Origin of the sequence: Anabaena sp. UHCC 0451 (assembly GCF_034931405.1) — a bacterium.
GTDB lineage: Bacteria > Cyanobacteriota > Cyanobacteriia > Cyanobacteriales > Nostocaceae > RDYJ01.
Window position 1 is genome coordinate 66,678 of the sequence record NZ_JAYGHA010000022.1, and the last position, 22,532, is coordinate 89,209.

Annotated in this window: 21 protein-coding genes; 7 read left to right on the forward strand and 14 right to left on the reverse strand. The window is 38.7% G+C overall.

Going from position 1 to position 22,532, the window contains the following annotated elements:
• Positions 1-85: 85 nt before the first annotated feature.
• From VB694_RS16275 to VB694_RS16300, 6 genes are all read right to left on the reverse strand, one after another.
• Entirely contained in the window at positions 86-535 is a 450-nt protein-coding gene (locus tag VB694_RS16275; RefSeq protein WP_323361373.1) for an HNH endonuclease signature motif containing protein, read from the reverse strand.
• 11 nt (positions 536-546) lie between these two features.
• Positions 547-987 (reverse strand): hypothetical protein, encoded by a 441-nt coding sequence (locus tag VB694_RS16280; protein ID WP_323361374.1) that lies wholly within the window; start codon positions 985-987, stop codon positions 547-549.
• Between the two features lie 13 nt (positions 988-1,000).
• The gene (locus VB694_RS16285) at positions 1,001-1,585 is read right to left on the reverse strand and encodes a hypothetical protein (RefSeq protein WP_323361375.1); all 585 of its coding nucleotides are present in this window, start codon (positions 1,583-1,585) and stop codon (positions 1,001-1,003) included.
• A 185-nt stretch (positions 1,586-1,770) separates the two neighbouring features.
• Entirely contained in the window at positions 1,771-2,109 is a 339-nt protein-coding gene (locus tag VB694_RS16290) for a XisI protein (protein ID WP_323361376.1), read from the reverse strand.
• A 6-nt stretch (positions 2,110-2,115) separates the two neighbouring features.
• Positions 2,116-2,514: a type II toxin-antitoxin system VapC family toxin gene (locus VB694_RS16295; protein WP_323361377.1), complete on the reverse strand. Its 399-nt coding sequence runs from the start codon at positions 2,512-2,514 to the stop codon at positions 2,116-2,118.
• Positions 2,515-2,530: 16 nt separating this feature from the next.
• Entirely contained in the window at positions 2,531-2,800 is a 270-nt protein-coding gene (locus tag VB694_RS16300; protein WP_323361378.1) for a hypothetical protein, read from the reverse strand.
• 118 nt (positions 2,801-2,918) lie between these two features.
• Between VB694_RS16300 and bioU the strand changes: the two genes are divergently transcribed.
• A complete protein-coding gene (gene bioU, locus VB694_RS16305) occupies positions 2,919-3,914 on the forward strand; it encodes a (S)-8-amino-7-oxononanoate synthase BioU (RefSeq protein WP_323361379.1) in 996 nt (331 codons plus the stop codon).
• 52 nt (positions 3,915-3,966) lie between these two features.
• On the opposite strand, the gene VB694_RS16310 is transcribed toward bioU, so the two are convergent.
• The 4 genes from VB694_RS16310 to VB694_RS16325 form a co-directional block, all read right to left on the reverse strand.
• Positions 3,967-4,530, reverse strand: a complete 564-nt coding sequence (locus tag VB694_RS16310) for a hypothetical protein (protein WP_323361380.1) — start codon at positions 4,528-4,530, stop codon at positions 3,967-3,969.
• Positions 4,531-4,846: 316 nt separating this feature from the next.
• Positions 4,847-6,070 carry a type II secretion system F family protein gene (locus tag VB694_RS16315; RefSeq protein WP_323361381.1) on the reverse strand — a complete coding sequence of 408 codons (1,224 nt, stop codon included), beginning with the start codon at positions 6,068-6,070 and terminating at the stop codon, positions 4,847-4,849.
• A 162-nt stretch (positions 6,071-6,232) separates the two neighbouring features.
• Positions 6,233-7,333 carry a type IV pilus twitching motility protein PilT gene (locus VB694_RS16320; RefSeq protein ID WP_323361382.1) on the reverse strand — a complete coding sequence of 367 codons (1,101 nt, stop codon included), beginning with the start codon at positions 7,331-7,333 and terminating at the stop codon, positions 6,233-6,235.
• Between the two features lie 109 nt (positions 7,334-7,442).
• Positions 7,443-9,461: a GspE/PulE family protein gene (locus VB694_RS16325; RefSeq protein ID WP_323361383.1), complete on the reverse strand. Its 2,019-nt coding sequence runs from the start codon at positions 9,459-9,461 to the stop codon at positions 7,443-7,445.
• A gap of 561 nt (positions 9,462-10,022) precedes the next feature.
• On the opposite strand from VB694_RS16325, the gene grpE reads away from it, so the two are divergent.
• Both grpE and dnaK read left to right on the forward strand, forming a co-directional pair.
• Complete coding sequence (gene grpE, locus VB694_RS16330) at positions 10,023-10,769, forward strand: nucleotide exchange factor GrpE (protein ID WP_323361384.1); 747 nt, start codon at positions 10,023-10,025, stop codon at positions 10,767-10,769.
• A 288-nt stretch (positions 10,770-11,057) separates the two neighbouring features.
• Positions 11,058-13,040, forward strand: coding sequence for a molecular chaperone DnaK (gene dnaK / locus VB694_RS16335; protein WP_323361385.1), 1,983 nt, complete (start codon positions 11,058-11,060; stop codon positions 13,038-13,040).
• Positions 13,041-13,141: 101 nt separating this feature from the next.
• Here dnaK and VB694_RS16340 read toward each other — a convergent pair whose 3' ends face one another.
• The gene (locus tag VB694_RS16340; RefSeq protein ID WP_323361386.1) at positions 13,142-13,633 is read right to left on the reverse strand and encodes a hypothetical protein; all 492 of its coding nucleotides are present in this window, start codon (positions 13,631-13,633) and stop codon (positions 13,142-13,144) included.
• 97 nt (positions 13,634-13,730) lie between these two features.
• Between VB694_RS16340 and VB694_RS16345 the strand changes: the two genes are divergently transcribed.
• The 4 genes from VB694_RS16345 (at position 13,731) to VB694_RS16360 (ending at position 17,602) form a co-directional block, all read left to right on the forward strand.
• Positions 13,731-16,058, forward strand: coding sequence for a hypothetical protein (locus VB694_RS16345; protein ID WP_323361387.1), 2,328 nt, complete (start codon positions 13,731-13,733; stop codon positions 16,056-16,058).
• A gap of 98 nt (positions 16,059-16,156) precedes the next feature.
• On the forward strand, positions 16,157-16,297 hold the full coding sequence (gene psaI, locus VB694_RS16350; RefSeq protein WP_323361388.1) for a photosystem I reaction center subunit VIII: 141 nt from the start codon (positions 16,157-16,159) through the stop codon (positions 16,295-16,297).
• Between the two features lie 100 nt (positions 16,298-16,397).
• Positions 16,398-17,030: a bifunctional 4-hydroxy-2-oxoglutarate aldolase/2-dehydro-3-deoxy-phosphogluconate aldolase gene (locus tag VB694_RS16355; protein WP_323361413.1), complete on the forward strand. Its 633-nt coding sequence runs from the start codon at positions 16,398-16,400 to the stop codon at positions 17,028-17,030.
• A 56-nt stretch (positions 17,031-17,086) separates the two neighbouring features.
• Positions 17,087-17,602, forward strand: coding sequence for a L,D-transpeptidase (locus tag VB694_RS16360; protein WP_323361389.1), 516 nt, complete (start codon positions 17,087-17,089; stop codon positions 17,600-17,602).
• Positions 17,603-17,652: 50 nt separating this feature from the next.
• On the opposite strand, the gene VB694_RS16365 is transcribed toward VB694_RS16360, so the two are convergent.
• The 3 genes from VB694_RS16365 to VB694_RS16375 all read right to left on the reverse strand — a co-directional run bounded on the left by VB694_RS16365 (position 17,653) and on the right by VB694_RS16375 (position 22,418).
• A complete protein-coding gene (locus VB694_RS16365) occupies positions 17,653-18,465 on the reverse strand; it encodes a carbon-nitrogen hydrolase family protein (protein ID WP_323361390.1) in 813 nt (270 codons plus the stop codon).
• Positions 18,466-18,650: 185 nt separating this feature from the next.
• Positions 18,651-21,464: an NACHT domain-containing protein gene (locus VB694_RS16370; protein ID WP_323361391.1), complete on the reverse strand. Its 2,814-nt coding sequence runs from the start codon at positions 21,462-21,464 to the stop codon at positions 18,651-18,653.
• Between the two features lie 300 nt (positions 21,465-21,764).
• Entirely contained in the window at positions 21,765-22,418 is a 654-nt protein-coding gene (locus VB694_RS16375; RefSeq protein ID WP_323361392.1) for an HAD family hydrolase, read from the reverse strand.
• Between the last annotated feature and the right edge of the window lie 114 nt (positions 22,419-22,532).

Sequence of the window (22,532 nt, forward strand, 5' to 3'; positions counted from 1 at the left end):
GAAATGCGTTAGCGAAGCTTACCGAAGGTATCGCTCTTAACTCTACACCATAAATGCGATCGCTTCGCTATTTACTTAAATTAGTTTATTCCTTTAAAGACTGAAGCAAACTTTTAGGACGTACAGATTTTATAAAAGGATAATTTCCTGGATATTTTGTAAAAACATAAAGTTCATATTCATACCAGTGCATTTCTCCTTTTTCCAAATTACAATTTCGACAAATGACCCATAAATTTTGAAAATCTAATGATAACCAAGGATATTGTGATCTTGGTAACTTATGATCAATACTTCTCCCATTATACTCTCTGTATTTATCATCGCAAATTGGACAATAATAATCGGAATTATCTCTTACCCATATTTTACTCTCTTCAGTTGTTCCACATTCTGAATCACCATTAATATATCTCCAATGATCAAATTTTCTGTAATTCTCAAAATCTTGTTCAGTCAGTTTATGATATCTCTTTTTACCAATCTTATCTGCAAGTTTAAATAATTCCCCAATATCTTTATTTTCTAAGTTCATATTTATTATTCCTATATTTTTGTAGTTCTATATGTTTTTTGATTGCGCTTTTTTGTAGGGTTAGATTTAGTATTTTGACTAAAATCAATAATTTCCATTTCTGTCTGTGGGAACTGTCTATCTATCTCTTCTGCAATTTCATTCAGTTCTTTTGCTAGTTTCTGATTAAAATCTTGTATTTCATCCTCTGTCTGATATTTATTACCAATACGATCCGCTTCTAAAAATAATTCTTCTAGGGTTAAATCTTTAACTTGGTACTTCGCTAAAAAATCTTGAATATTTCTGTAAAGATTAATAACATTATCCCAACCAATATTTTTATAGCCATTTTCTTTTAACCATTTTTGATCTTCTGGAGATAGTTCAATTCTATTTTCTGAGTTATGTTTTTGAAGTTCACGATAACTCATACCTTGAAAAGTTTTCTTTTTATTTTTACTGACAATCATAAATTAATGCACTTTATCCTAGTGTTGATTTTAATAATTTCACTATACCTTTACGTATCTCGCTATCTTCTAATCTCAATAATCCTTTAAACTCTATTGCTAATTTTAATCTAATTTCATCAACTATATTTTTTAAGTCTTTATTTTCTTTCTGTAACTGACTGTTAACTTCAGTTAGCTTTTGATTATTAGAATTTAGGACATCAACCTTATTTTTTAAACTTTCAGTTTCTAAATAAATATTTTGAATCTCTAATTCTAGTTTATTCCTGTCATCTTCTAATTGCTTCTTTTTATTTTCTAAAGCTAATTTTGATGATTCTATATTTTGAATAGATTCTTGTAATTCTAAATATTCACTTTGTAGAAAAGAAAGTTTCTTTTCAGCTTGACCTCGTATTCTTCCTAAAGAAGCATTATTTTTGCCAAGACTAGAATTTTTATCTGCAAAAGATTCTACTAATTTAACTGTAATAGGTTCACTATTAAGAATAGTGAGTAATTTTTCACATTCTTCTGTATCTAGTACATCACTAATATTTTTATTAATTCCATATTTTTCTTTCAGAATAGTTTGTACTTGATCCTTAGATGCCATAAATTCCCTCAAAAACTAATCAATCAAAATGCTTACTTTTCAAATGTGAGTTAACAATTTGAGTTAACAATTTGAGTTAACACTATAACTGGAATAGATTGTATATTGCTTTTTAAAACAGTCGCAACTGTATTAATACTGATTTAACAGTGTGAAATTTAAAATTATTGTAAAGTTTAACTTACCTAAAAAACAGCAAACTCCGTATATTTTCTAATCTCAGGATCTTTAAACCCTAAAATAATATGTCCTTTTGGTATTCCCGCAGCAACCAAATCATTAGCAATTCCCTCCTCAGTGCCATCATGTTGAATCCAAATTTTATAATCAATTAAATCAAGATGTAATAAAGTTCCATATATCCGATAACCATTTTCCCAACCAGTTTCTACTAATAAATAACGATCATTTTTTTCATCTAATATCAATTCAACTTTAACCTCTTCATCATTCCCAAAAAAATCAGCATATTCTTCGAGAATTTTTTTAATGATTTGACGATATTGATTAGTTAAGGAATTCATTTAAGTTTAAGATTGCAATAAACGAGTAAATCCTTCTTGCTCAAAATGTCTATCAGTCGTCAAAGCTTCCCTAATGCCTTTCTTCCGCATCAACACAAAACTGATAGCATCACACAAAGAATATGTTTTATCTTGTCGAACTAACAATAAATCCATTGCTTCCCGATGCAAAATCTCATCCACCCAAACCATCTCTACATTCGGATTTTCCATTAATTCCAACGAATAAATTAACACTGTTGAACGCGGAAAACGTCGAACTAATGCCAAAGCTATCAACTCAGCGAGAACATAGTTATGTGTGATAAAACGACCGTTATAATTAGAAATTAACCCAACTGCTGTTTTGTGTTGAGCTTCATCTTGATGGAGAAAACAAAGCAACCCTGATGTATTAAGTAACACGATTACAATTTATACCTTATAAGTCATTATCATAAGCCTTAGCGAGATCAGTATCAATCCCTTCATTATCTGTACCTGTAGCGTAACCCAGACTAATAACACCAGTATAGCCAAGCAAACGCTGACGTGCTTCCTCAGCATCGGATTTAGGACTAACTGACAAACTATACTGACGATTTAGGGAAGCAGCAACTAATTCGGCTACTGAAAGTCCCACAGCACTAGCTTGTTGCTGCAAAACTGTATAAACCTCATCATTCAGTTCCAAGGTTAATAATTGGCTCACAATTGTTAAGCTACCTTAAATAACTTTCAAGTAATTATAGCTTTTTTCTACTTGAGAACCTAGAAAAATAAAGCATAATTAACCTTTATAACCATTAACTACACAAAGAAAAATCACCATGAACAAACAACCCATCCGCGTCGGAGTCCTCGGTTTTGGTGGACTCGGACAAGCAGCAGCAAAACTCCTCTCCAGCAAACGGGAAATGATTCTCGTCGCAGCCGCAGACCAAAAAGGCTATGCTTACTCCACAGAAGGCTTAAACACCCAAGCTTGCATCACCACCTACCAAAAACAGGGTACAGTCGGTTATTTAGAACCCTTCGGTACATTAAGCAATAACAGCATTCAAGACCTTATTCAAGCCACAGGTGACGCTGTAGATGGTTATTTCCTGGCTTTACCCAACCTCCCCAACGACTTTATCCCCAACGTCGCCAAAGAATTTATCAAAGCTGGTTGGAAAGGTGTGCTGGTGGATGCTATCAAACGCACCAGTGCAGTTGAACAACTTTTAACCATGAAAGACGAACTGCAAGCAGCAGGAATTACTTACATGACTGGTTGTGGTGCTACTCCTGGACTATTAACCGCCGCCGCCGCTTTAGCTGCTCAAAGTTACGCGGAAATTCACAATGTAGTAATTACCTTTGGTGTGGGAATTGCTAACTGGGAAGCTTACCGCGCCACTGTTCGGGAAGATATTGGACATATGCCCGGTTATAGTGTAGAAGCTGCTAGGGCGATGACAGACGCAGAGGTAGAAGCCTTACTAGATAAAACCAACGGTGTGTTAACTTTGGAAAACATGGAACACGCAGATGATGTGATGTTAGAAATTGCCGGAATTTGTTCACGGGATAGAGTGACAGTTGGCGGTGTCGTTGATACTCGTAATCCCAAAAAGCCCCTGAGTACCAATGTGAAAATTACCGGACGCACCTTTGAGGGTAAAATTTCAACTCATACCTTTACATTAGGCGATGAAACCAGCATGGCTGCTAACGTCTGCGGTCCCGCCTTTGGTTATCTAAAAGCAGGTCAGGAATTGCATCAACGGGGCATTTCTGGCTTATTTACCGCTGCGGAAATCATGCCTAAATTCGTAAAATAAAAGCCTTTTCAGCCTCTCTCCGTGTCGGGGAGAGGTTTGAAGAGGGGTCAAATCACGCGGGTGGAAATTCAGAAGCAGAAAAAGACGCTGTAACCTCTTCCTCAACCACAGAGGGGGGTGTTTGGATGATAAAGGGTAATTCTGCACCGATTAAACCCCGTTGAATGCGTTCTAATGTTTGATTAAAAACCACAAATAAAGGATAAATAGTATTTGCACCTTCGCTTAAAATATGACTATGACGGAAGGGCATAATCCATTCATATTCTTTATCTAACCAAACTTGGCATTGTCTCCATCTTCCCAATAAATCGGAAAAGTCCTCATGGGGACGATGAATAAATAATAAAATTTCTGCCCCAGTTTTAATTTTCCATTCCGGGTCACACATAATAATGGAAATATCACAGGGTAAAGCTATTGTGTGTGAAGTTTTAGCTTCGATATCACGAATACGGACTATGGGTAAAGGAATAGTAATCACACTTTCAGCGGGACGACGCAGACTAGGAATCATTTCCAAGTATGGACGATGTTGTTTAAGGAGAGCGATCGCTGCTATATGATTGCTATATTCAGATAAACTAGCTTCATAAAGAGATTTTTGTACAGCCATAATATTAATTCAAACTTCAACCTAGAGCCTACGCCACGCTACGCGAACAAAATTGCAAATAGATTCTTATCTACTAAGTAGAACGACGTGAAAAAACAAAAGTATTTAACAAAATGTAAAGTAGCCTAAAAACCTCTTCACTCTTGCCTTTTGCTTCTTGCCTCTTGCCTTGTCATAACGACAAATTCTAACGCAAACCTACTTAAATGAGCTTTTACGCAAGTGTTATATTAAGCCTATCGCCAGACTCAACATAACACTTTTCGAGATCATGATACTGTTTACCTTGATAGAGCATTCTGCCTTGATGCACTAATCAACCAAGGGCTTCAAATACTTTGAACATCGGCAAATACATTGCCAGCAAAATTGTACCAACCATCCCCCCAAGAACCACAATCATTAATGGTTCTAGTACACTTGTCAATGATTTGACTGCCTGTTCTACTTCATCTTCATAGAAATCGGCAACTTTCATCAACATTCCATCTAATTCCCCTGTTTCTTCCCCAATCATCATCATCTGCACCGCCATAGCCGGGAAAACGTCACCTTTTTTCAAAGCATCACTAATCATACCCCCTTCTTGAACTTCTCGACGAGCAGCATCTATGGCGTTAGCAATAACTTGGTTTCCTGATGTATCCCGGACAATTTCCAGACAACTAATAATTGGTACACCTGAACGAGTTAAAGAACCAAAGGTACGACTAAATCTAGCAACTGAAGATTTTTGGATTAAATCACCAAATAGGGGAACTTTAAGAGAAAGGCGATCAATAGTTTCCTTACCGACACGGGTTTTGTAATACTGCTTATAGGCAATGCTGGCAGCCATAAAGGCAGCTATAATTACCAAAGACCAATAACTTCGTAATACTTTACTACAAGTCATCAAAAATTGTGTAAGTGCTGGTAATTCTACTCCTAGTCCTTCAAAAATTTCAGCAAAAATAGGAATTAGAAAAACCGTCATCCCCACAAAGATAGCAGTTGCTAAAAAACCTACTACTACTGGATAAGACATAGCAGATTTGATTTGGTTTTGTAATCTAGCCATATCTTCTAATAGTTTGGCTAAACGATTTAAAACCTCATCTAATACACCACCTATTTCTCCGGCTTGAACCATACTCACATACAAACCATCAAAACAGTCTGGATGCTTCCGCATAGAATCAGAAAGGTTAACTCCCGTTTGCACATCTTCACAAATCTCTGTCAGAGCTTTTTTGAGTTTCGGATTGCTGCACTGTTCGGACAGTACACCCAAACCTCTAACAATCGCTACACCAGCATTTACCAAAGCAGCAAATTGACGAGAAAAAACTGCTTTGTCTTTCACGGAAACCTTAACAAAGGAATTCTGAATTTTCTCTAAATCAAAGCGTGATGCTAAACTTTGAGATTCTTTGAGGTCTTGAACTACAAAACCCTTGTCTCTGAGATTAGTACGTGCATCTGTTAAAGAATCAGCAACGAATTTAGCAGTTCGGGATTTTCCTTGAGAGTCCCGAATACGGGCTTGGTAAGTTGGCATAATATTAATTCAAAATTAGGTAATTGGTAATTGGTAATTGGTAATTGGTAATTGGTAATTGGTAATTCAATTTTGGATTTTGGATTTTGGATTTTGTTAACTCCAATCTAAAATCTAAAATCTAAAATCTAAAATTTTTCTTCCCAGTCCCCAGTCCCCTGTTTAACGTTTTACACCTGCTGGTGGTGCTGTTGCACCAATCAGACGTTGAACTTCATCTGGTTTAGAAGTTTTAGACATTGCGGATTCAAAGGAGATAGTTCCAGCCTTGTACATATCAGCTAAAACTTTCTCTAGAGTTTGCATTCCCAATTTACCACCAGTTTGAATAGCTGAGTAAATTTGGGCTGTTTTACCTTCCCGAATCAAGTTAGAAATAGCGGGAGTGATAATCATAATTTCTTGCGCCATTACCCGACCATATTCACCTGGTTTGGGATTTTTCTTGGGTACTAAAGTTTGGCTAAAAACTGCCACTAAAGAGTTAGACAATTGTACCCGTACTTGGGTTTGTCTTTCCGAAGGGAAAACGTCAATAATCCGGTCAACGGTTTGAGAAGCAGAACTAGTGTGCAGTGTACCAAATACTAAGTGACCTGTTTCTGCGGCGGAAATTGCCAAAGCAATAGTTTCCAAATCCCGCATTTCTCCTACCAGAATGATGTCTGGATCTTCACGTAAAGCTGCTTTTAAAGCATTAGCAAAGCTTTTCGTATCTTCACCTAATTGACGTTGGTGAACTAAACTTTTGATTGGTTCGTAAACAAATTCAACAGGGTCTTCAACTGTTAAAATATGTTCTGCTCTAGTGCGGTTAATTAAGTCAATCATTGCGGCTAGGGTAGTGGTTTTACCTGAACCGGTCGGACCTGTGACGAGAATTAATCCTCTAGGCTTTTCAGACATTTCCCGCACTATATCTGGCAGACCTAATTTTTCAAAGTTAGGAATTTTAGAACTTAATGCTCGTAAACAAGCAGCATAAGCACCACGTTCTTTATAGACGTTTACCCGGAAGCGAGCTAATCCTTTGACACCATAGGAACAATCCAATTCCCAGGTTTGTTCTAAGGTTTTTCGCTGGGTATTGTTGAGCATACTAAAAATCAGCCGTTGACACTGATCTGCCGTCAGTATGTGATCACCTATGGGAGTAAGATGACCACTAATGCGGAAGTAGGGAGGCAAACCTGCGGATAGGTGCAGATCCGAACCGCCCATATCTATTAACTGCTCCATCAAGTCTTCAATCATGAATTCCATAGTCTTGCTCCCTTTTAATTGAAAATGATAAAAGTAGTATGGCTGAAGCCAAGCGGCATTATCAGTAGTAAATAAGAAATTGTTACCTTTTGCTTCCTGGTTTCTGCTACTAATCTATAAACCGAGGTGTCATACAGTAAGGACAATCTAGCCATTCTGCTTGTAGTGTGGCATCACAAGTTTTACAGGTAAGACCACTCTTCCGTTTGGCTTTTAATTCAGCTTCCAAACCTGTATCTGTATATACTACTCGCTCTACTTCCTCCAGAGTTGTTGCACCTTGACGCACCAAGTTAAGGCTATAAGCAAGCAAGGTTTTCATACCTTCTTCAATGGCTACTTCCTTAATACGTTCTGTGGGTGCTTCTTTATTGATCAGGGTTTGTAGATTTTCCGTAATTCGCATAACTTCATAAACACCACAACGCCCCTTATAGCCAATCCCATTACACTTGGGACAAACCTGAACTGTTCCTGGACCCTGGGCTATGACTTCAGGTGGTATAGTGTTGGCTTTGTAGAAAGTGACAGCGCCTTCTTGAGAAGCTGATAAACCGTAACGGGCTAGTTCTTCCGGTGTGGGACTATAGGGAACTTTACACTCTGAACAGACACGGCGCATTAAGCGTTGTGCTAATACACCGATGAGGGAACTGGAAACCATGAACGGTTCAATACCCATTTCTCCCAAACGAGCGATCGCCCCTGGAGCATCATTAGTATGTAAAGTAGTTAATACTAAGTGACCTGTCAGTGCCGCTTCAATCGCTGTTTTCGCTGTTTCCTTATCCCGTGTTTCACCCACCAGTAACACATCTGGATCTTGTCTTAAAAAAGCCCGCAGTGCCGTAGCAAAATCCAGTCCCTTTTCCCGAATTACCTGTACTTGAGTCAACCCCGGCAAACTGTATTCAACCGGGTCTTCAACGGTACTAATATTAATTCCAGGGTCATTTACTTCTGCTAGTGCAGAATACAACGAAGTAGTCTTACCAGAACCAGTCGGACCAGTTACCAAAATCAAACCAAAGGGCTTACTGACCATATCCTGAACTATATGTAAAGTCTCAGGATCTGTAATTAACTTATCCAAACCCAGTTGAGTCGATGAGTTATCCAAAATCCGTAGACAGATTTTTTCGCCATAGCGACTGGGTAAGGTATTCACCCGGAAGTCTACTTTTCTACCGTCAAAAACTCGGCGGATACGTCCGTCTTGAGGTAAACGTCTTTCAGCAATATCTAAATTAGAGATAATTTTAAATCGAGCAGTCACCGCCGGGACAATATGTTTCGGCATGGGTCGGATAGCTTCAGATTCACGCAAGACACCATCTTTACGAAAACGAATTCGTAAGTGGTCTTCTTGCGGTTCAACGTGAATATCAGAAACTGAATCCCGCAAAGCCACAAAAAGAATTTTATTGACAAGACTAATAATAGGTGCATCATCAGCATCCTTCATGGCTGCTGTCAGATCAACCTCTGAATCTTCTAAGCTCTCTTGAACTGCTTGGAGATTCAGACTTTCTATATCCCCAGAGATGTCTGTAATTTTTTCTTGTTCTCTTTTTTGTTGCAGAACAGCAAACTCATCTAAGTATTTGTTAATCAACCGCTGATAATCTTCTGGGGTAATGACCATCCGCTGCAAAGACAAATTTTGGGGACGCAAGATGCGGTTAAGGTCGTCAGAAGCCTCGAGATTATCAGGATCAACCATCGCTACCAAGACAGAAGGAGGGTTGCGGTCTTCGTGTTTTGACAAAGGTACTAAAAGGTGACGACGACAGACATCTACTGGTATCAAGGTCTCAATCAATTGTCCCACCATCAGTCCGCCAATTTGATTAACTTCTGGATCGAGGGATTCAACGCCGTAGAGTATTTTTAGTTCAAATAAATACTGTTTCTTGTATTCTCGGAGAAACTCAGGTGCTAGTTGTTTCCCAGTGATTGACTCCAATACGTCTGTCAGCATTTTGCCAGATTTGCGGCTTTCAATCAGCGCCTGCCTCATTTGTTCATTGTCAACATAGCCTGATTGCACCAGCTTGTTGCTGAAGGACGAAAACTCTGTTCTTGTGGTGAGCGCCGTGCTGCGCCTTTGTGGTGATGAGTAAGTCATAAGCAATGAGTAAGGGAAACCTCTTATTACAGTATTCCCACACTGTAGTCAATAATTCTCATGGTGAGTGTATTAAATTTCAGTTTAAACATTTTTCTTCTTAAAAATTTTTATTATTCTGCCGCTGCTTGAGGAAATAGGGAGATGAGGCGATGGCAAAAATCACCTTCTACCTGTTTCCTCACCAGGGATAGTGGAAAGACTACGCGAATCCGTTCACCATTTGTCAAAATAAGAAGATGGTGATATCGGCTTTAGCTGCAAGCCATAAACAACAAAGCTCTTGTAGAAATATTGCTGGTAAGAGTGGAGAACAGTTAAAAGGTTACACGGCAAAGGAAAATTCTCGCCCTTTTGCCTTCCTCTTGACTATTTCCTCGACTTCTGCAAGTCACACTCATCACCTAGCAAGATACAGTAACCCTAAATGTAAACCATGAAATAAATTCCCAATTCCAAATCCCCAATCTGAAATCGAGCCTCTGTCTTCAGACATAGTTTGAACCAAAATCTACAATTGCTTCAGGGATAGTCGTAAAAAGAATCTGGGATGAGTAGATAATGATGGATGAAAATAAACAAGTAAACAATAAAAGTCAGCAATTGGGCGAACCAATAGAGGTAAAGCAAGCAATGAAGAGCGACTCCCCAGCCGAAATTAACTCTCAAGAATCTGGCAGCGATGTGACTGAGCAGATGGCAGCCCAAACCAATGTATCGGGAGAAGCTGCAATCACAGAAGAACATGGTGTCGCTGCGGCAGAAACCACAGAAGTAGATACGGCAGCTGTAGCACAATTGACTCAACAACTTGAGTCCCTGAGAATGCAACTCGACGAGCGTAGCACTCAATATATGCGGATTGCCGCAGATTTTGAGAATTACCGCAAACGGATCTCTAAAGAAAAAGAAGAGATGGATACACAGGTAAAAAGAAATACAATTATGGAGTTGTTACCTGTAGTTGATAATTTTGAGCGGGCGCGGGCGCATCTCAAACCACAAAATGATGGAGAGATGACAATTCACAAAAGTTATCAAGGGGTTTATAAACAATTAGTGGATTGTCTCAAACGATTGGGTGTGTCACCAATGCGTCCTGAAGGTCAAGAATTTGATCCTAATTTACACGAAGCCGTCATGCGAGAACCCACTGATGAACATCCAGAAGGAACAGTGTTAGAAGAATTAGTACGAGGATATTATCTGGGCGATCGCATACTGCGTCATGCAATGGTGAAAGTGGCTGCTCCCAAGGAAGATACACCAACAGAACAGGAAGATGAGTCTGGTCAAGAAAACAGTTAAGCTGTATTCACTTGTCTCACTGACTGAAAAGTTCTAGATTCTCATCAGGGCAAGAATCACCTTTCTTAAACAAGATAGGGCTGTAGACTCTTTATTAAGGTTAATCAGCCCTACGAATTTCATCCAAGATGCGGCTTTTCACCAGTTGTAAATATTCTGTCTAATTGTATTTAATTGCATTTATAACAGAATAATTTACTCAGACCTTAAAATGCACTTTTAGCCCTGAGCAAAAAACTATAGCCCGCAAAAATCACGGTAAAAGCACTCACTAAAAATACTGACAGTATGGGAAAAGTTATTGGAATCGACTTAGGCACTACTAACAGTTGCCTTGCTGTTGTGGAAGGTGGTCAACCGATAGTGATTGCCAATTCCGAAGGGGGACGCACTACTCCTAGCATTGTCGGATTTGGTAAAGGTGGTGATCTTTTGGTTGGTCAGCTGGCCAAACGACAATCCATCACTAATGCTGAAAATACAATCTACAGTATTAAAAGATTTATCGGTCGCCGTTGGGATGATACGGAAATAGAACGCGCTCGTGTACCCTATAACTGTGTTAAAGGACGAGACGATACTGTTGATGTGCAGATTCGTGGACGTAATTACACACCTCAAGAACTATCCTCGATGATTCTGCAAAAACTCAAACAGGAAGCAGAAAACTTTTTGGGGGAAGAAGTAACTCAAGCCGTAATTACCGTACCTGCATATTTCACTGATGCTCAAAGACAAGCAACTAAAGATGCTGGAACAATTGCTGGTTTAGAAGTTCTACGGATTATCAATGAACCTACAGCAGCTGCTTTAGCTTTTGGATTGGATAAGCAAGATCAAGAACAACTAATTTTAGTATTCGACTTAGGAGGCGGAACTTTCGATGTCTCTATCCTGCAACTAGGAGATGGCGTTTTTGAAGTTAAAGCCACCAGTGGTAATAATCAACTGGGTGGAGATGACTTTGATAATTGCATTGTCCTTTGGATGGTAGAGCAATTTCTAGAACAAGAAAAGATTGATATTTCTCAAGATAAAATGGCACTCCAACGTCTGCGAGAAGCGGCAGAAAAGGCCAAAGTTGAACTTTCTAGCATGATCAATACTTCTATTAATTTGCCATTTCTTACCGCTGACAAAACAGGACCAAAGCATCTGGAGATGGAACTGAGCCGTTCTAAATTTGAGGATCTCACAGGCCATTTAATAGCTGCTACTATCGAGCCAATGATTCAGGCTCTTAAAGACGCAGACCTCAAACCAGGAGACATTGATCGGATTATTTTGGTGGGTGGTTCTACCCGCATTCCCGCAGTCCAAAATGCTGTAATTAAGTTCTACAATGGCAAAACTCCTGATCGCTCTATTAATCCTGATGAAGCAGTAGCACTAGGAGCAGCAGTTCAAGCTGGTGTGTTAGGTGGAGAGGTTGATACACTTCTCCTTTTGGATGTTACTCCCCTATCTTTAGGGCTGGAAACTCTAGGGGAAGTATTCACTAAAATCATTGAACGTAATACGACAATTCCCACTAGCAAATCCCAGGTCTTTTCTACAGCAGTTGATGGACAAAATTCGGTGGAAATTCACGTTCTCCAAGGAGAACGGGCAATGGCTAAAGATAACAAAACTTTAGGTAAGTTTCTCTTGGCTGGCCTTCCTCCTGCTCCCCGTGGTATACCCCAAATTGAAGTAGCTTTTGATATTGATGTTAACGGTATTCTCAAAGTTGCTGCTCAAGATAAGGGTACTGGTAGAGAGCAGAGTATTCGGATTACCAATACAGGTGGTTTGAGTCAAGCCGAAGTAGAACGGATGCGACAACAGGCGGAATTGTTTGCTGAGGAAGACAAAAAACGTAAAGAACTGATTGAACTTAAAAATAAAGCTGATAATTTGTTACTTAGTTACGCATCTACATTGAAAGATAATGGAGAGTTTGTCGGTGAAGAGATTAAAGCTGTTGCTAACGAGAAGGTGGTTAAACTCCAAGAGGCGATGAGTGACACAAATATCTCTTTGTCTGTCTTTAAGCCGATGGTCGAGGACTTCCAACAAACTCTATTTGCTATCGGTACAGATGTTTACAAGCAAGCTAATAGTTCAGTAAACAGCCAACCGCAAGAGGAGGAAGATGAAGAAGAAGATTTTGCTGATATTTCCTTAACTCTGGTGGAAGAAAGTTCCGCTACAGAAACATCAATACCACAATTCAATTTTGATTTTGATGAGGATAATACTGCTTCGGCTGATTATGAAGCTATAGATTAGGTTGGGTAATGGGTTATGGGTAATTGGCTGATTCACATCCGTTGTTCCCCTACCCTCACCAGGGTAGGTTTTTGACATTGAGATGATATGGGAATTAGCAATTACCTGGTTACGCCATTTCTCCAGTGAGTTATCGCTCGCCAATATGCCCCAATGGGAATTTGATAAATCTCAATAAAAATCCAAACCATAATTGCTAAGTGTAAAAAAAATGTCAATAGTGTCCAAATATAAGGTATCCAAGAAAGAGGCACATCAGGATTAGGCGGAAAATAATAAGCTCCTATGCCAATTAAAGTCGTGGGGAAGATGACAAAAGCAACTGCGGCTAATACGTAACCCCAACCTAATTCTACACCTTCTAATTGTGCTTGATTCCACTGAAAGCCATTCCATTTCCACACTAGGGGTGGTTGTCTAGAAGGCATCTTGATTTGCTGTGATTCCAAATTGACAGTAAAAATTTCTTGACAAAAGTCACAATACATAGCCTCCATCAAAGGCATGGAAGAAATTTTACCGATCCGACAAACTGGACAGGGATAATCTTCTTGAAAATTTAAAGCTGTCGAGAAAATTTTGGAACTGTTCATAATCAAACTGGTAGTTCTCACATAGTCATAAGTTAAACTTACAAGCAAGTTAATACAAAAAATTAATCGGCTGCTCCTTGGTTTAGGCATTACTCTAATGGAACACTGGCAATTTCTGATACAGAAACAGGGCGATCGCGATTGGCAACCCCTGGAATCGCCAAATCTAAGAATTTCAGCAGGTAAGTATCGAGTTTTAGCTCGTTCTCACCTGCTTAATACAGATATAGAAGTGCGGGTAATTCACTCCTCAATCCAGGAAGTTCCACCCAAACGGCGAATTTTTAAGCGTTTGCGTCGTACTAATGCAGATGGACTCATGGCGGTAATTCCCTTTACTGATCTTAAACCAGGAATTTGGGAGTTACGATGCTCTGGCGACTTGATGATGGATATGCTGGGTAAATCCTGGCAACATAGTCTCATTCTGAAAGTTTTACCCTCAGAATTGAATGAGCAACCACTGTTAGGTGCTGGTGATCAGGCTGACAATGGAATTGAATTAACATTAACTAAGGAAGATGAATCGGTTGTTATTTTACCCAACAACCTTGATATCCATGCTTTGTCAACAGAAACAGAAGAAGAGAGAATTATTAATCAACCTGTCAACCCAGTTTTATTCAAAGGGGAGACAGCAGAACAAATTGTCCAAAGCTTAATAGATTTAGCTTTACCTAGTTCGGAATCCTGGGATGCTGCTATAGATGATGATATTTCACCATTATCCTCACCATTACCGCTCAAGCTATCTCTAGAACGGGATACTTATGTTGCTAGTTGGGGAAAAACTTTAACAGTAAATGGTAGTGTGGAACTGGCAGAAACTGAACATCTGCAAGATGCAATATTATCTACAACCAATCTTGATCAACTGCAATTAGTGACCGAATTGCGATCGCCATCAGAGTCGAAAATCTTTACTCAATTCAAAGAGTCTTTGATAGATCAAATCTTGCCTTTTACATTTAGTAGCATCATTGCGATTCCTAGAGAGTGTGAATCGAAGTTGATTTTGGCAAATATGAGTTTATATGGCGCAGTAAGCAATGGTGCTGAAGTCATACTCTTAGGCAACTATTCTTTCATAATTACAGCAGATGTCACCGAATTACTGACCATTACCTCCCAACAATCTCATCTAAACTTGTTACCTGATAACTCATCACCAACTCAGGATGAGGCTACAGAAGTAGAAGCACCTGTGAGCGTAGGTTTAGAACTTTTCAATCTGGTTAAAACTCCTAAATTAGCTCAGTTTCATATTTTAAAACCAGGTGCAAATAAACCTCTACCACCACGAATTAAACCAATAATTATTTTAGATGGATTTTCACCAGCACTACCAAAATTGCCCCGGATTCACAAAAATGCCTTGTCTGCATCGGATGTAGCTATTACTGGTAATTCTGAAGGTAATGTTAATATATCTAGTCCTGTTCCCCCCATTAATTTGGAAAAGTTGGCAATCAAACAGGTAAAAACTTCTTTTCCTTACTTGAAACGCTTAAAACCGACACCAGAACCGGCACTAGAACCCAAAGAAAACCTAGCAAATACTCTCGAAATTCAGTTATCTGAACCAGAAAATCAACCCGAATTATTGCCGAATTATGAACATGAGGAATTAATCACAGCAGAAATTACAATAAACAAAACAGAAGCATCTCCTCTGATTCAAAAATGGATGAAAACCCAAGGATATTTAGGGGATGAAGGAATCGAGTTGGTAGACCAAAATAATGATATGGATAACGATCAATCAACCCAGGAACTTCCTTTAACTTTGAATGATGAAAATCCTGTTGTTGAAGATGAATTACTTCTAAGTTTAGATGCAGAAATAGAAGAAGTAATAGATGTGCCTGAACATATGCGTCTAGATACACTAGACACAATTGAACCAACCCCAGAACCAGAATTATCGGAAAATATCTCTAATTTGTGGTCTCAAGAAATCGTTCTCGATGATACTTATGTGATCTTGAGTAAAGAGGAGAATCATCAGCCTCCTGAACTACAGGAAGAAGAACTTGTGGACTTATCCCCTCCACTGCTAACATCTTTACCCACACCTCAACTGTTTCTACCCAATGGTGAATTGTTAGCTGGAACATCTATAAAAGTGCGCTTAGAACTGTCCCAAGCATCATCAACAGTCGTGGTGAAGTTATGGGTAGAAGATTACCAAACTCGTGGATTATTAGACGGACCTCATCAGATCCAAGATTTGCGGCCTACTCCTTGGGGAAATTGGGAAGCCATAACTCAATTAATAGTCCCTTTAGGCTGTGTGGAAATCTTGGTCGGGGCGATCGCTCTCGATTTGACTACCCAGCAAGAAAGCCATAAAGTCACAGTAGTTAAAACTGTTATCCCTCCTGACTTACCAGTGATGGAACTCGATGAGATGCTGGGAATGTAAACGGTTTTGTTAAAAATCTTGAGAATTTCCAAATAGAAGAGGAATTTTGCAGTAAGCTCCTAAGTGAATTGTAGTGTGACTTCAGAGGACTCTTTATTATGTCAAGTTCATTTTTACCCTCGATTTTGGCCTATTCTTCATTTTTGCCTTCTATCTTCGTTCCTTTGACTGGTTTGGTTTTACCAGCAGTAGTTTTCGCGTCTTTATTCTTATATATTGAAAGCGACGATATTGCTTAATTAGATCATAGGTTATAGGTATTTGGTAAGTAATACAACAATTAATTACCAAGTACCTATACCTGTACTGATTATTTCTGGTTTTGCTTTGTATCGGAAAATGTCTGATCAAGTTTGGTTGTCACAATTGCAGCAACATCGAGCGATCGCCGTGATTCGCGCCCCCAAAATGATATGGGGTGAAAAAATGGCTTTAGCGGTAGCATCAGGGGGAATGGGGTTAATAGAAATTACCTGGAATAGCGATCGCGCACCGGAATTAATTTCTCAACTGCGTACTGACTTACCTGATTGTATTATTGGTACGGGTACGCTGTTTAATGTGCAGCAGTTAAAAGAGGCGATCACAGCTGGGGCGCAGTTCCTCTTCACTCCCCATACTGACCCCGAAATGATCAGAATCGCAGTATCTGAAAATATCCCTATTATCCCCGGCGCACTTACACCTACAGAAATTGTGACCGCTTGGACTCAGGGCGCAAGTTGTGTGAAAGTATTTCCTGTACAAGCTGTGGGAGGAACTAGCTATATTCAAAGTTTACAAGCACCCCTTGGTCATATTCCCTTAATTCCTACTGGGGGTGTGACGTTAGAAAATGCTAAAGATTTCTTACAAGTTGGCGCAGTAGCTGTGGGGTTAAGTGGGGAATTATTCCCGAAAAAATGGGTATTAGAGGAAAATTGGCTGGCGATCGCCAAGCAAGCCAAAAATCTCATACGGAGGTTAAATTAGTAGTGAGGTGACTTACCAATCAACAATCACCAATAATAACGAGGAGTGTATTTACCATGACTAGACTGATTAATCCTCAGTGGGTGCGTCCATTGAAAATGTTACTCACAAGTGCATTCATTTCGGCTAGTATTTTTAGTTTCGGCTCGTCGGATGCAGTTTGGGCAAATCCCGACAACAATAAAATTGCTACAGCTATTCAAACACTCAAAGAATCTGATCAACGCTGGATTCAAATTAACCTCTCCGAGCAAAATTTAATTGCTTGGGAAGGTAACAAACCTGTATATGCAATCACCATTTCTTCCGGTAAAAAATCTACACCTACTCGCGTTGGGACTTTCAAGATTCAAACTAAACATAAAAAAACTCGAATGCAAGGTAGAGGTTATAACGTTCCTAATGTCCCTCATACTATGTATTATCAAGGCGGTTATGCCATTCACGGAGCATATTGGCATCATAAATTTGGGACACCAGTCAGTAATGGCTGTGTCAATCTTGCACCTAATCATGCTAAATGGGTATTTGAGTGGGCTGATATAGGAACTCCGGTGGTGATTAAAAAATAGGGTAAAGAGATAGATCCCCGCCTTCTTGGAGAAGCAGGGGATCTGATTTATTAAAAGACTCGATGCTGTAAAGATGGCATTTGTCGGCGGACTTGTTCAATTCTACTAGGTTTAATTTCTGCGATCGCCACTCCCGCTTTTTCACCAGCATCAGCTAAAATTGTTCCCCAAGGGTCAATAATCATGGCATGACCGTGGGTTTGACGACGGGCATAGTTAGTCCCAGTTTGTGCTGGTGCAATCACGTAACAGGTATTTTCTATTGCCCTAGCTTGTAGTAATACTTGCCAATGGTCTTTACCTGTAAAAGCTGTGAAAGCAGCAGGAACAAAAATTACATCTGCTCCCTTATCTGCTAAATGGCGATACAGTTCTGGGAAGCGGACATCATAACAAATAGAAAGTCCAATATTACCCAAGTTTTCCGAGAAATAGACTGGGGGTAATGTTTTACCAGCCATCACGGTACTAGATTCTTGATAGGTGTTACCATCAGGGACATTGACATCAAATAGATGTACTTTATGGTAGCGAGCAAGTTCTTGACCGTTAGGATCAACAAGTAAGGCTGTGTTGTAAACTTTACCTGCACTATCTACAGGTACAGGGAAGCCGCCGCCAAGAATGGTAATTTGGTAGCGTTGCGCCATTTTGATCAGAAAGGTTTCTGTTTCTTTAGCGATGATATCTGCTTGGGCGAGTTTATCTTTTTCCTCTCCCATAAAGCAGAAATTTTCTGGCAAACCCACCAACTCTGCACCCTGACGCACAGCCAGATCAATAAATTCTTCTGCTTGTGCCAAATTTTTCTGTAAATCAGGCACACTGGTCATTTGAATAGCGGCGGCTAAATAAGACTTCATAGATTCAACAACAAACAGTGGATGACGGGATAGATTCTCAAATATATCGTTACTTCCAGATTGGTGGAGGCTAGTCAGAATTGCGGAATTTACGCTTTTCTGAAAAATACTTACTCAGCTATCCCTAGCGTCTTATCTTAATATTCATGTTGATTCTAGGAAACAATTTACAGCTATTTTCAAGTTTACCTCAGTTTCAACTGCTGTTTTAAAGCCGCTGGCAGATTCTTCGCTGCTTCTAGTCCTTCTACCTCTTCCCAGTTAGTATTCTGATCCCAGCGGATATCACCAAACAATTCATCACTGAAGTTAGCACCAATTAAGTATGCACCGCTCAGGTTAGCACCTTTCAAATTTGCCCCACTCAGGTCTACTCGACTCAAATCGGCATCTTGAAGATTAGCATTACTCAAGTCAGCACCTCTGAGGTCTGAGCGAATCAAGCTCGCACCGCTGAGGTTAGCACCACACAAATCAGCTTGGATTAGTTTAGCGGCTATCAAGTAGGCATTGCTGAGGTTAGTTTGCAATAAATAGGTGCGGCTAAGTTCTGCACGACTGAGGTCTGCTTGGCTCAAATCTGCACCACTCAGGTCTGCTTGGAAAAGGTAAGTACCTCTCAGGTGTGTAGCACTGAGGAATTGCCCAACTATATTTTTAAAACCTTCTGTCGGTAAGCAATTACAGTAGTTAATAATCCGCAGTAAATCTGATCTCAAATTATCGCCTTCAGTTTCACCAGAGGGATAGAAAATTATGTATTCTTTGAGGACATCATGTTCTTGAGCATATCGCTGTAATTCCAACAGCAAAATCATCACATTTAAACCTGCATAAATATCTACTTGGCGCTGACCTAAATTTTCAATTCTGTGATTTTGGTTGTCATGTTGTAATTGTCGCAGCTTTGTTTGGGCTAAAGTCTCTGTTGGTGAATCAATAAATTTTCCTTGAGACCAGTTATTATAAAAGTTACCTAAAACTTTAAATAAATTGATCCAATATAAATCGGGAATCTGTATGAGTAAAGCAATTACATCTTCGACAATTCCTGATGTGATTTTACCAAAACCCAGCAAATCATAAATTTGCCAATTCATTTGTTCAATTGCGTCATCAGTATTAAATCTTGACCACTCTTGCAGAGATTTTGTTAACTTCTCCGCAAACAGAAATTCACTCAGACTTTGATGATAGCATTCGATTTTGTTTGCTTGTTTTTGAGCAGGAAGAAAATACAAATTATTCAAAGCTGCTTGAATATCTGTGTGTTCGACGTGTAACCGGGATTTAATCATTGAGATAGAGCCAAATATTCCCCCAGCTTGGACAATAGCAATAGCAGCTTCTGTGAGAATATGTTTTAAATCTGCTTGGTAGTTTTGATTTTCTTGATTATTGACATCACTATCATCTGCGACTGATGGCTGCTTGGCAATTAACCACTTGATAAATTCTTGAGAAATTATAACCTTGGCAGTTTTTAGACTAGCTTTTTCTAGCTGATCAAATGCTAAAGTTTCATCTCTATACATTACTGCTAATAAATGCAGATACAGCGGCTCAAAAGCTAATTTATTTATAGCTACGGGACATTTTTTACTTGCTAAAAATTGCGCTAAATCTGTTTTTTTACCTTGGTGACATGACAATAAATTCCATTTTTTTAGCCATTTTTCTTGGAGTTGTTGATCCATTTCCAGGATTTCTACTCGTTCTAAATTATGGGGTAAGTTCTGAATATATTGTAAAGCGTTTTTTCTGCCAGTAATTAAAACACGATGCCCCATATCGGCTTGATTTTTACATTGATGCTGAAATGCAGCGACTTGTTGAATAAATGCCTCTAAATCAATACGCAAATCATCGAAACCATCCAAAATAAATAGAAATCGTGTATTTTTATGAGTCAACCAATTATGATTGTTGTCAATAAAATTAACTTTTAGCTCCGCTGCCAAAGTATCCTCTAAAGAAGAAGCTAAAGTGTCAATATCTTTTAAATTAATTAAAATTGGTGTCCATAGAGGATGCAAATGTTGCCTTACCCAATCAGCAAACATTCGACAAAATACACTTTTACCTCTTCCTGATTCACCTTGAATGAACATCACTTGTTCTAATTTCTGTTGATTCAGGAGAACTCCTTTTGCCCATGTTTCTATATCTAAAGAATTGATTTTTTGATCTAAAGATTTCACTTTAAGAGGAATATAAATATCTTTCCAAGCATAGCTTTGATCAAAAACTTGGGCTAGTGGCTGAGTAGCAATATGTGTTGTTAAATAGTCATTAATACCTTGAATTATTTGCTGTTCTTGCGGCCATTCTCGATCATAATTTGTAATTAAATTTTTAATTTTATCATCTACATCTATCCAGGCATTAATAATGTAGTTTTGAGTATTGGCAGCAATTCTTTTGGTTAAAAGATTAGCTAAAAATTTTGTGACATTTGGGGATATTAATCTCACTAATAATATTTGATTAAATGCTGTCGCTAACTCTGATTCAGAAAAACATGAAATTGTATTTTTAGCAGTTTTATAATCTAATTCAATATTTTGAAGATTTTGGATTTTTGCGTTAATTTCTTCCAGATTATCTACTAAATTACTATCCCAATTTATCGCTGGGTATAAAGACAAAATTTCTCTGATGCTTTGTAAATAAGCTGCTTGACTAATTATCAATACGCAGTCTTCTAAAGTAGGAGATTCTGGGGTTATCTCAACATATAAATTCAAAAAATTAACCCCAAGTGATAAATAAGATAATTCTCTATCTACCATTGGCGCTAAAGGTAAACATAGCACATCTAATAATGAAGAGGAATTTTGCAGTAGAGGTTTGACGACTTCTAAACTAAGACTTTGTTCGTCAATAGTTGGTATCGCTGCTAAAACTGCTTTACCTGTATCTGTTGTTGTATTCAGACTAGCTTCTACTGAAAAAGATTGCTGGAATTGCTGCCAAATTTGAGAGAAAGTCTTTTTCATGCGTTTTAACGTGTCTAATTGCTTAATCTTATTCAGCCTAGCGTAGCATTTTTGACCTCTAAATGGAGTCAGATAGATAATTAGTAAAAAAAATTAACATTACTTTTACATAAGTAGGCAATTATCACAGTCAGCAGTTAGTTTTTTGCCAACTCTTGCCTGATAAAGATTATAGAATGTCAAAACATCCTAATTACCCTAGCAACTGCTACATATACATGAAAAAGTAAGCTATTACCTTACCCTTTTGAATACGTAGAAGTTAAGGGGTTAAGCTTTAGTTTTATACTAGTAAATAATTTAATAATTTTGCTGACGGTTAATCCAAATACCCCTCAAACCAGCCTTTTTTGCACCATGATAGTCATCTGTAATGCTGTCGCCAATGTGCCATGCTTCCTCTGGTAAACAGTTATGACTTTGCAAAGCAATATTAAAAATTTGTGGATCTGGTTTAGCGGTACGGACTTGTGTAGAAATGGTAATTGATTTAAAATAGTCCTTTAGTCCTAAGCTTTGTAATACAGAGTATAAACGAGAATCAAAATTAGATAAGACACCCAACTCAACTCCTAAGCGTCGCCAGTTTACCAAAGCTAAAGACACATCTGGATAAACAAACCAAGGTTCAGCAGTGCCAAAATGGATATAGAGTTCGCTAAAAAAAGCTGAAAAATCGGCAAATTCCTGGAGAACTCCCGCACCTTCAAAGGTATTGAGGGCGATAATTCGCCACCAGTCAAATTCTCGCTGGGGAATGTCTTTAATATCTGGGTCTAGAAATATCGGTGGTGGTGCATCTTTAAAGCTTTTGAAAAATTCTTTGTTGAGAATTTCGGGGGAAACTGTAACGCCAAATTCTTGGGCTATTTGACTATAAACTATTCCTACACTACCTTTGACACCAAAGAGTGTGCCTACAGCATCTAAAAAAATAACTTTTGGTTTTTTCATAATCCCCACATTTACCCCTCAACCATAGTGATATAAAAATTTTACCGATCTTCAGGAGTCAGAAAGCAGGAGGCAGGAGTTTTGTAGTTGTTCTGTTCCCTGTTCCCTGTTCCC

What these genes read in the sequence shown, in the direction of transcription:
- VB694_RS16275 (WP_323361373.1), bottom strand. Translation starts at nt 535, where the DNA reads ATGAACTTAGAAAATAAAGATATTGGGGAATTATTTAAACTTGCAGAT.
- VB694_RS16280 (WP_323361374.1), bottom strand. Translation starts at nt 987, where the DNA reads ATGATTGTCAGTAAAAATAAAAAGAAAACTTTTCAAGGTATGAGTTAT.
- VB694_RS16285 (WP_323361375.1), bottom strand. Translation starts at nt 1,585, where the DNA reads ATGGCATCTAAGGATCAAGTACAAACTATTCTGAAAGAAAAATATGGA.
- VB694_RS16290 (WP_323361376.1), bottom strand. Translation starts at nt 2,109, where the DNA reads ATGAATTCCTTAACTAATCAATATCGTCAAATCATTAAAAAAATTCTC.
- bioU (WP_323361379.1), top strand. Translation starts at nt 2,919, where the DNA reads ATGAACAAACAACCCATCCGCGTCGGAGTCCTCGGTTTTGGTGGACTC.
- VB694_RS16310 (WP_323361380.1), bottom strand. Translation starts at nt 4,530, where the DNA reads ATGGCTGTACAAAAATCTCTTTATGAAGCTAGTTTATCTGAATATAGC.
- VB694_RS16315 (WP_323361381.1), bottom strand. Translation starts at nt 6,070, where the DNA reads ATGCCAACTTACCAAGCCCGTATTCGGGACTCTCAAGGAAAATCCCGA.
- VB694_RS16320 (WP_323361382.1), bottom strand. Translation starts at nt 7,333, where the DNA reads ATGGAATTCATGATTGAAGACTTGATGGAGCAGTTAATAGATATGGGC.
- VB694_RS16325 (WP_323361383.1), bottom strand. Translation starts at nt 9,461, where the DNA reads ATGACTTACTCATCACCACAAAGGCGCAGCACGGCGCTCACCACAAGA.
- grpE (WP_323361384.1), top strand. Translation starts at nt 10,023, where the DNA reads ATGATGGATGAAAATAAACAAGTAAACAATAAAAGTCAGCAATTGGGC.
- dnaK (WP_323361385.1), top strand. Translation starts at nt 11,058, where the DNA reads ATGGGAAAAGTTATTGGAATCGACTTAGGCACTACTAACAGTTGCCTT.
- VB694_RS16340 (WP_323361386.1), bottom strand. Translation starts at nt 13,633, where the DNA reads ATGAACAGTTCCAAAATTTTCTCGACAGCTTTAAATTTTCAAGAAGAT.
- VB694_RS16345 (WP_323361387.1), top strand. Translation starts at nt 13,731, where the DNA reads ATGGAACACTGGCAATTTCTGATACAGAAACAGGGCGATCGCGATTGG.
- psaI (WP_323361388.1), top strand. Translation starts at nt 16,157, where the DNA reads ATGTCAAGTTCATTTTTACCCTCGATTTTGGCCTATTCTTCATTTTTG.
- VB694_RS16355 (WP_323361413.1), top strand. Translation starts at nt 16,398, where the DNA reads ATGTCTGATCAAGTTTGGTTGTCACAATTGCAGCAACATCGAGCGATC.
- VB694_RS16360 (WP_323361389.1), top strand. Translation starts at nt 17,087, where the DNA reads ATGACTAGACTGATTAATCCTCAGTGGGTGCGTCCATTGAAAATGTTA.
- VB694_RS16365 (WP_323361390.1), bottom strand. Translation starts at nt 18,465, where the DNA reads ATGAAGTCTTATTTAGCCGCCGCTATTCAAATGACCAGTGTGCCTGAT.
- VB694_RS16370 (WP_323361391.1), bottom strand. Translation starts at nt 21,464, where the DNA reads ATGAAAAAGACTTTCTCTCAAATTTGGCAGCAATTCCAGCAATCTTTT.
- VB694_RS16375 (WP_323361392.1), bottom strand. Translation starts at nt 22,418, where the DNA reads ATGAAAAAACCAAAAGTTATTTTTTTAGATGCTGTAGGCACACTCTTT.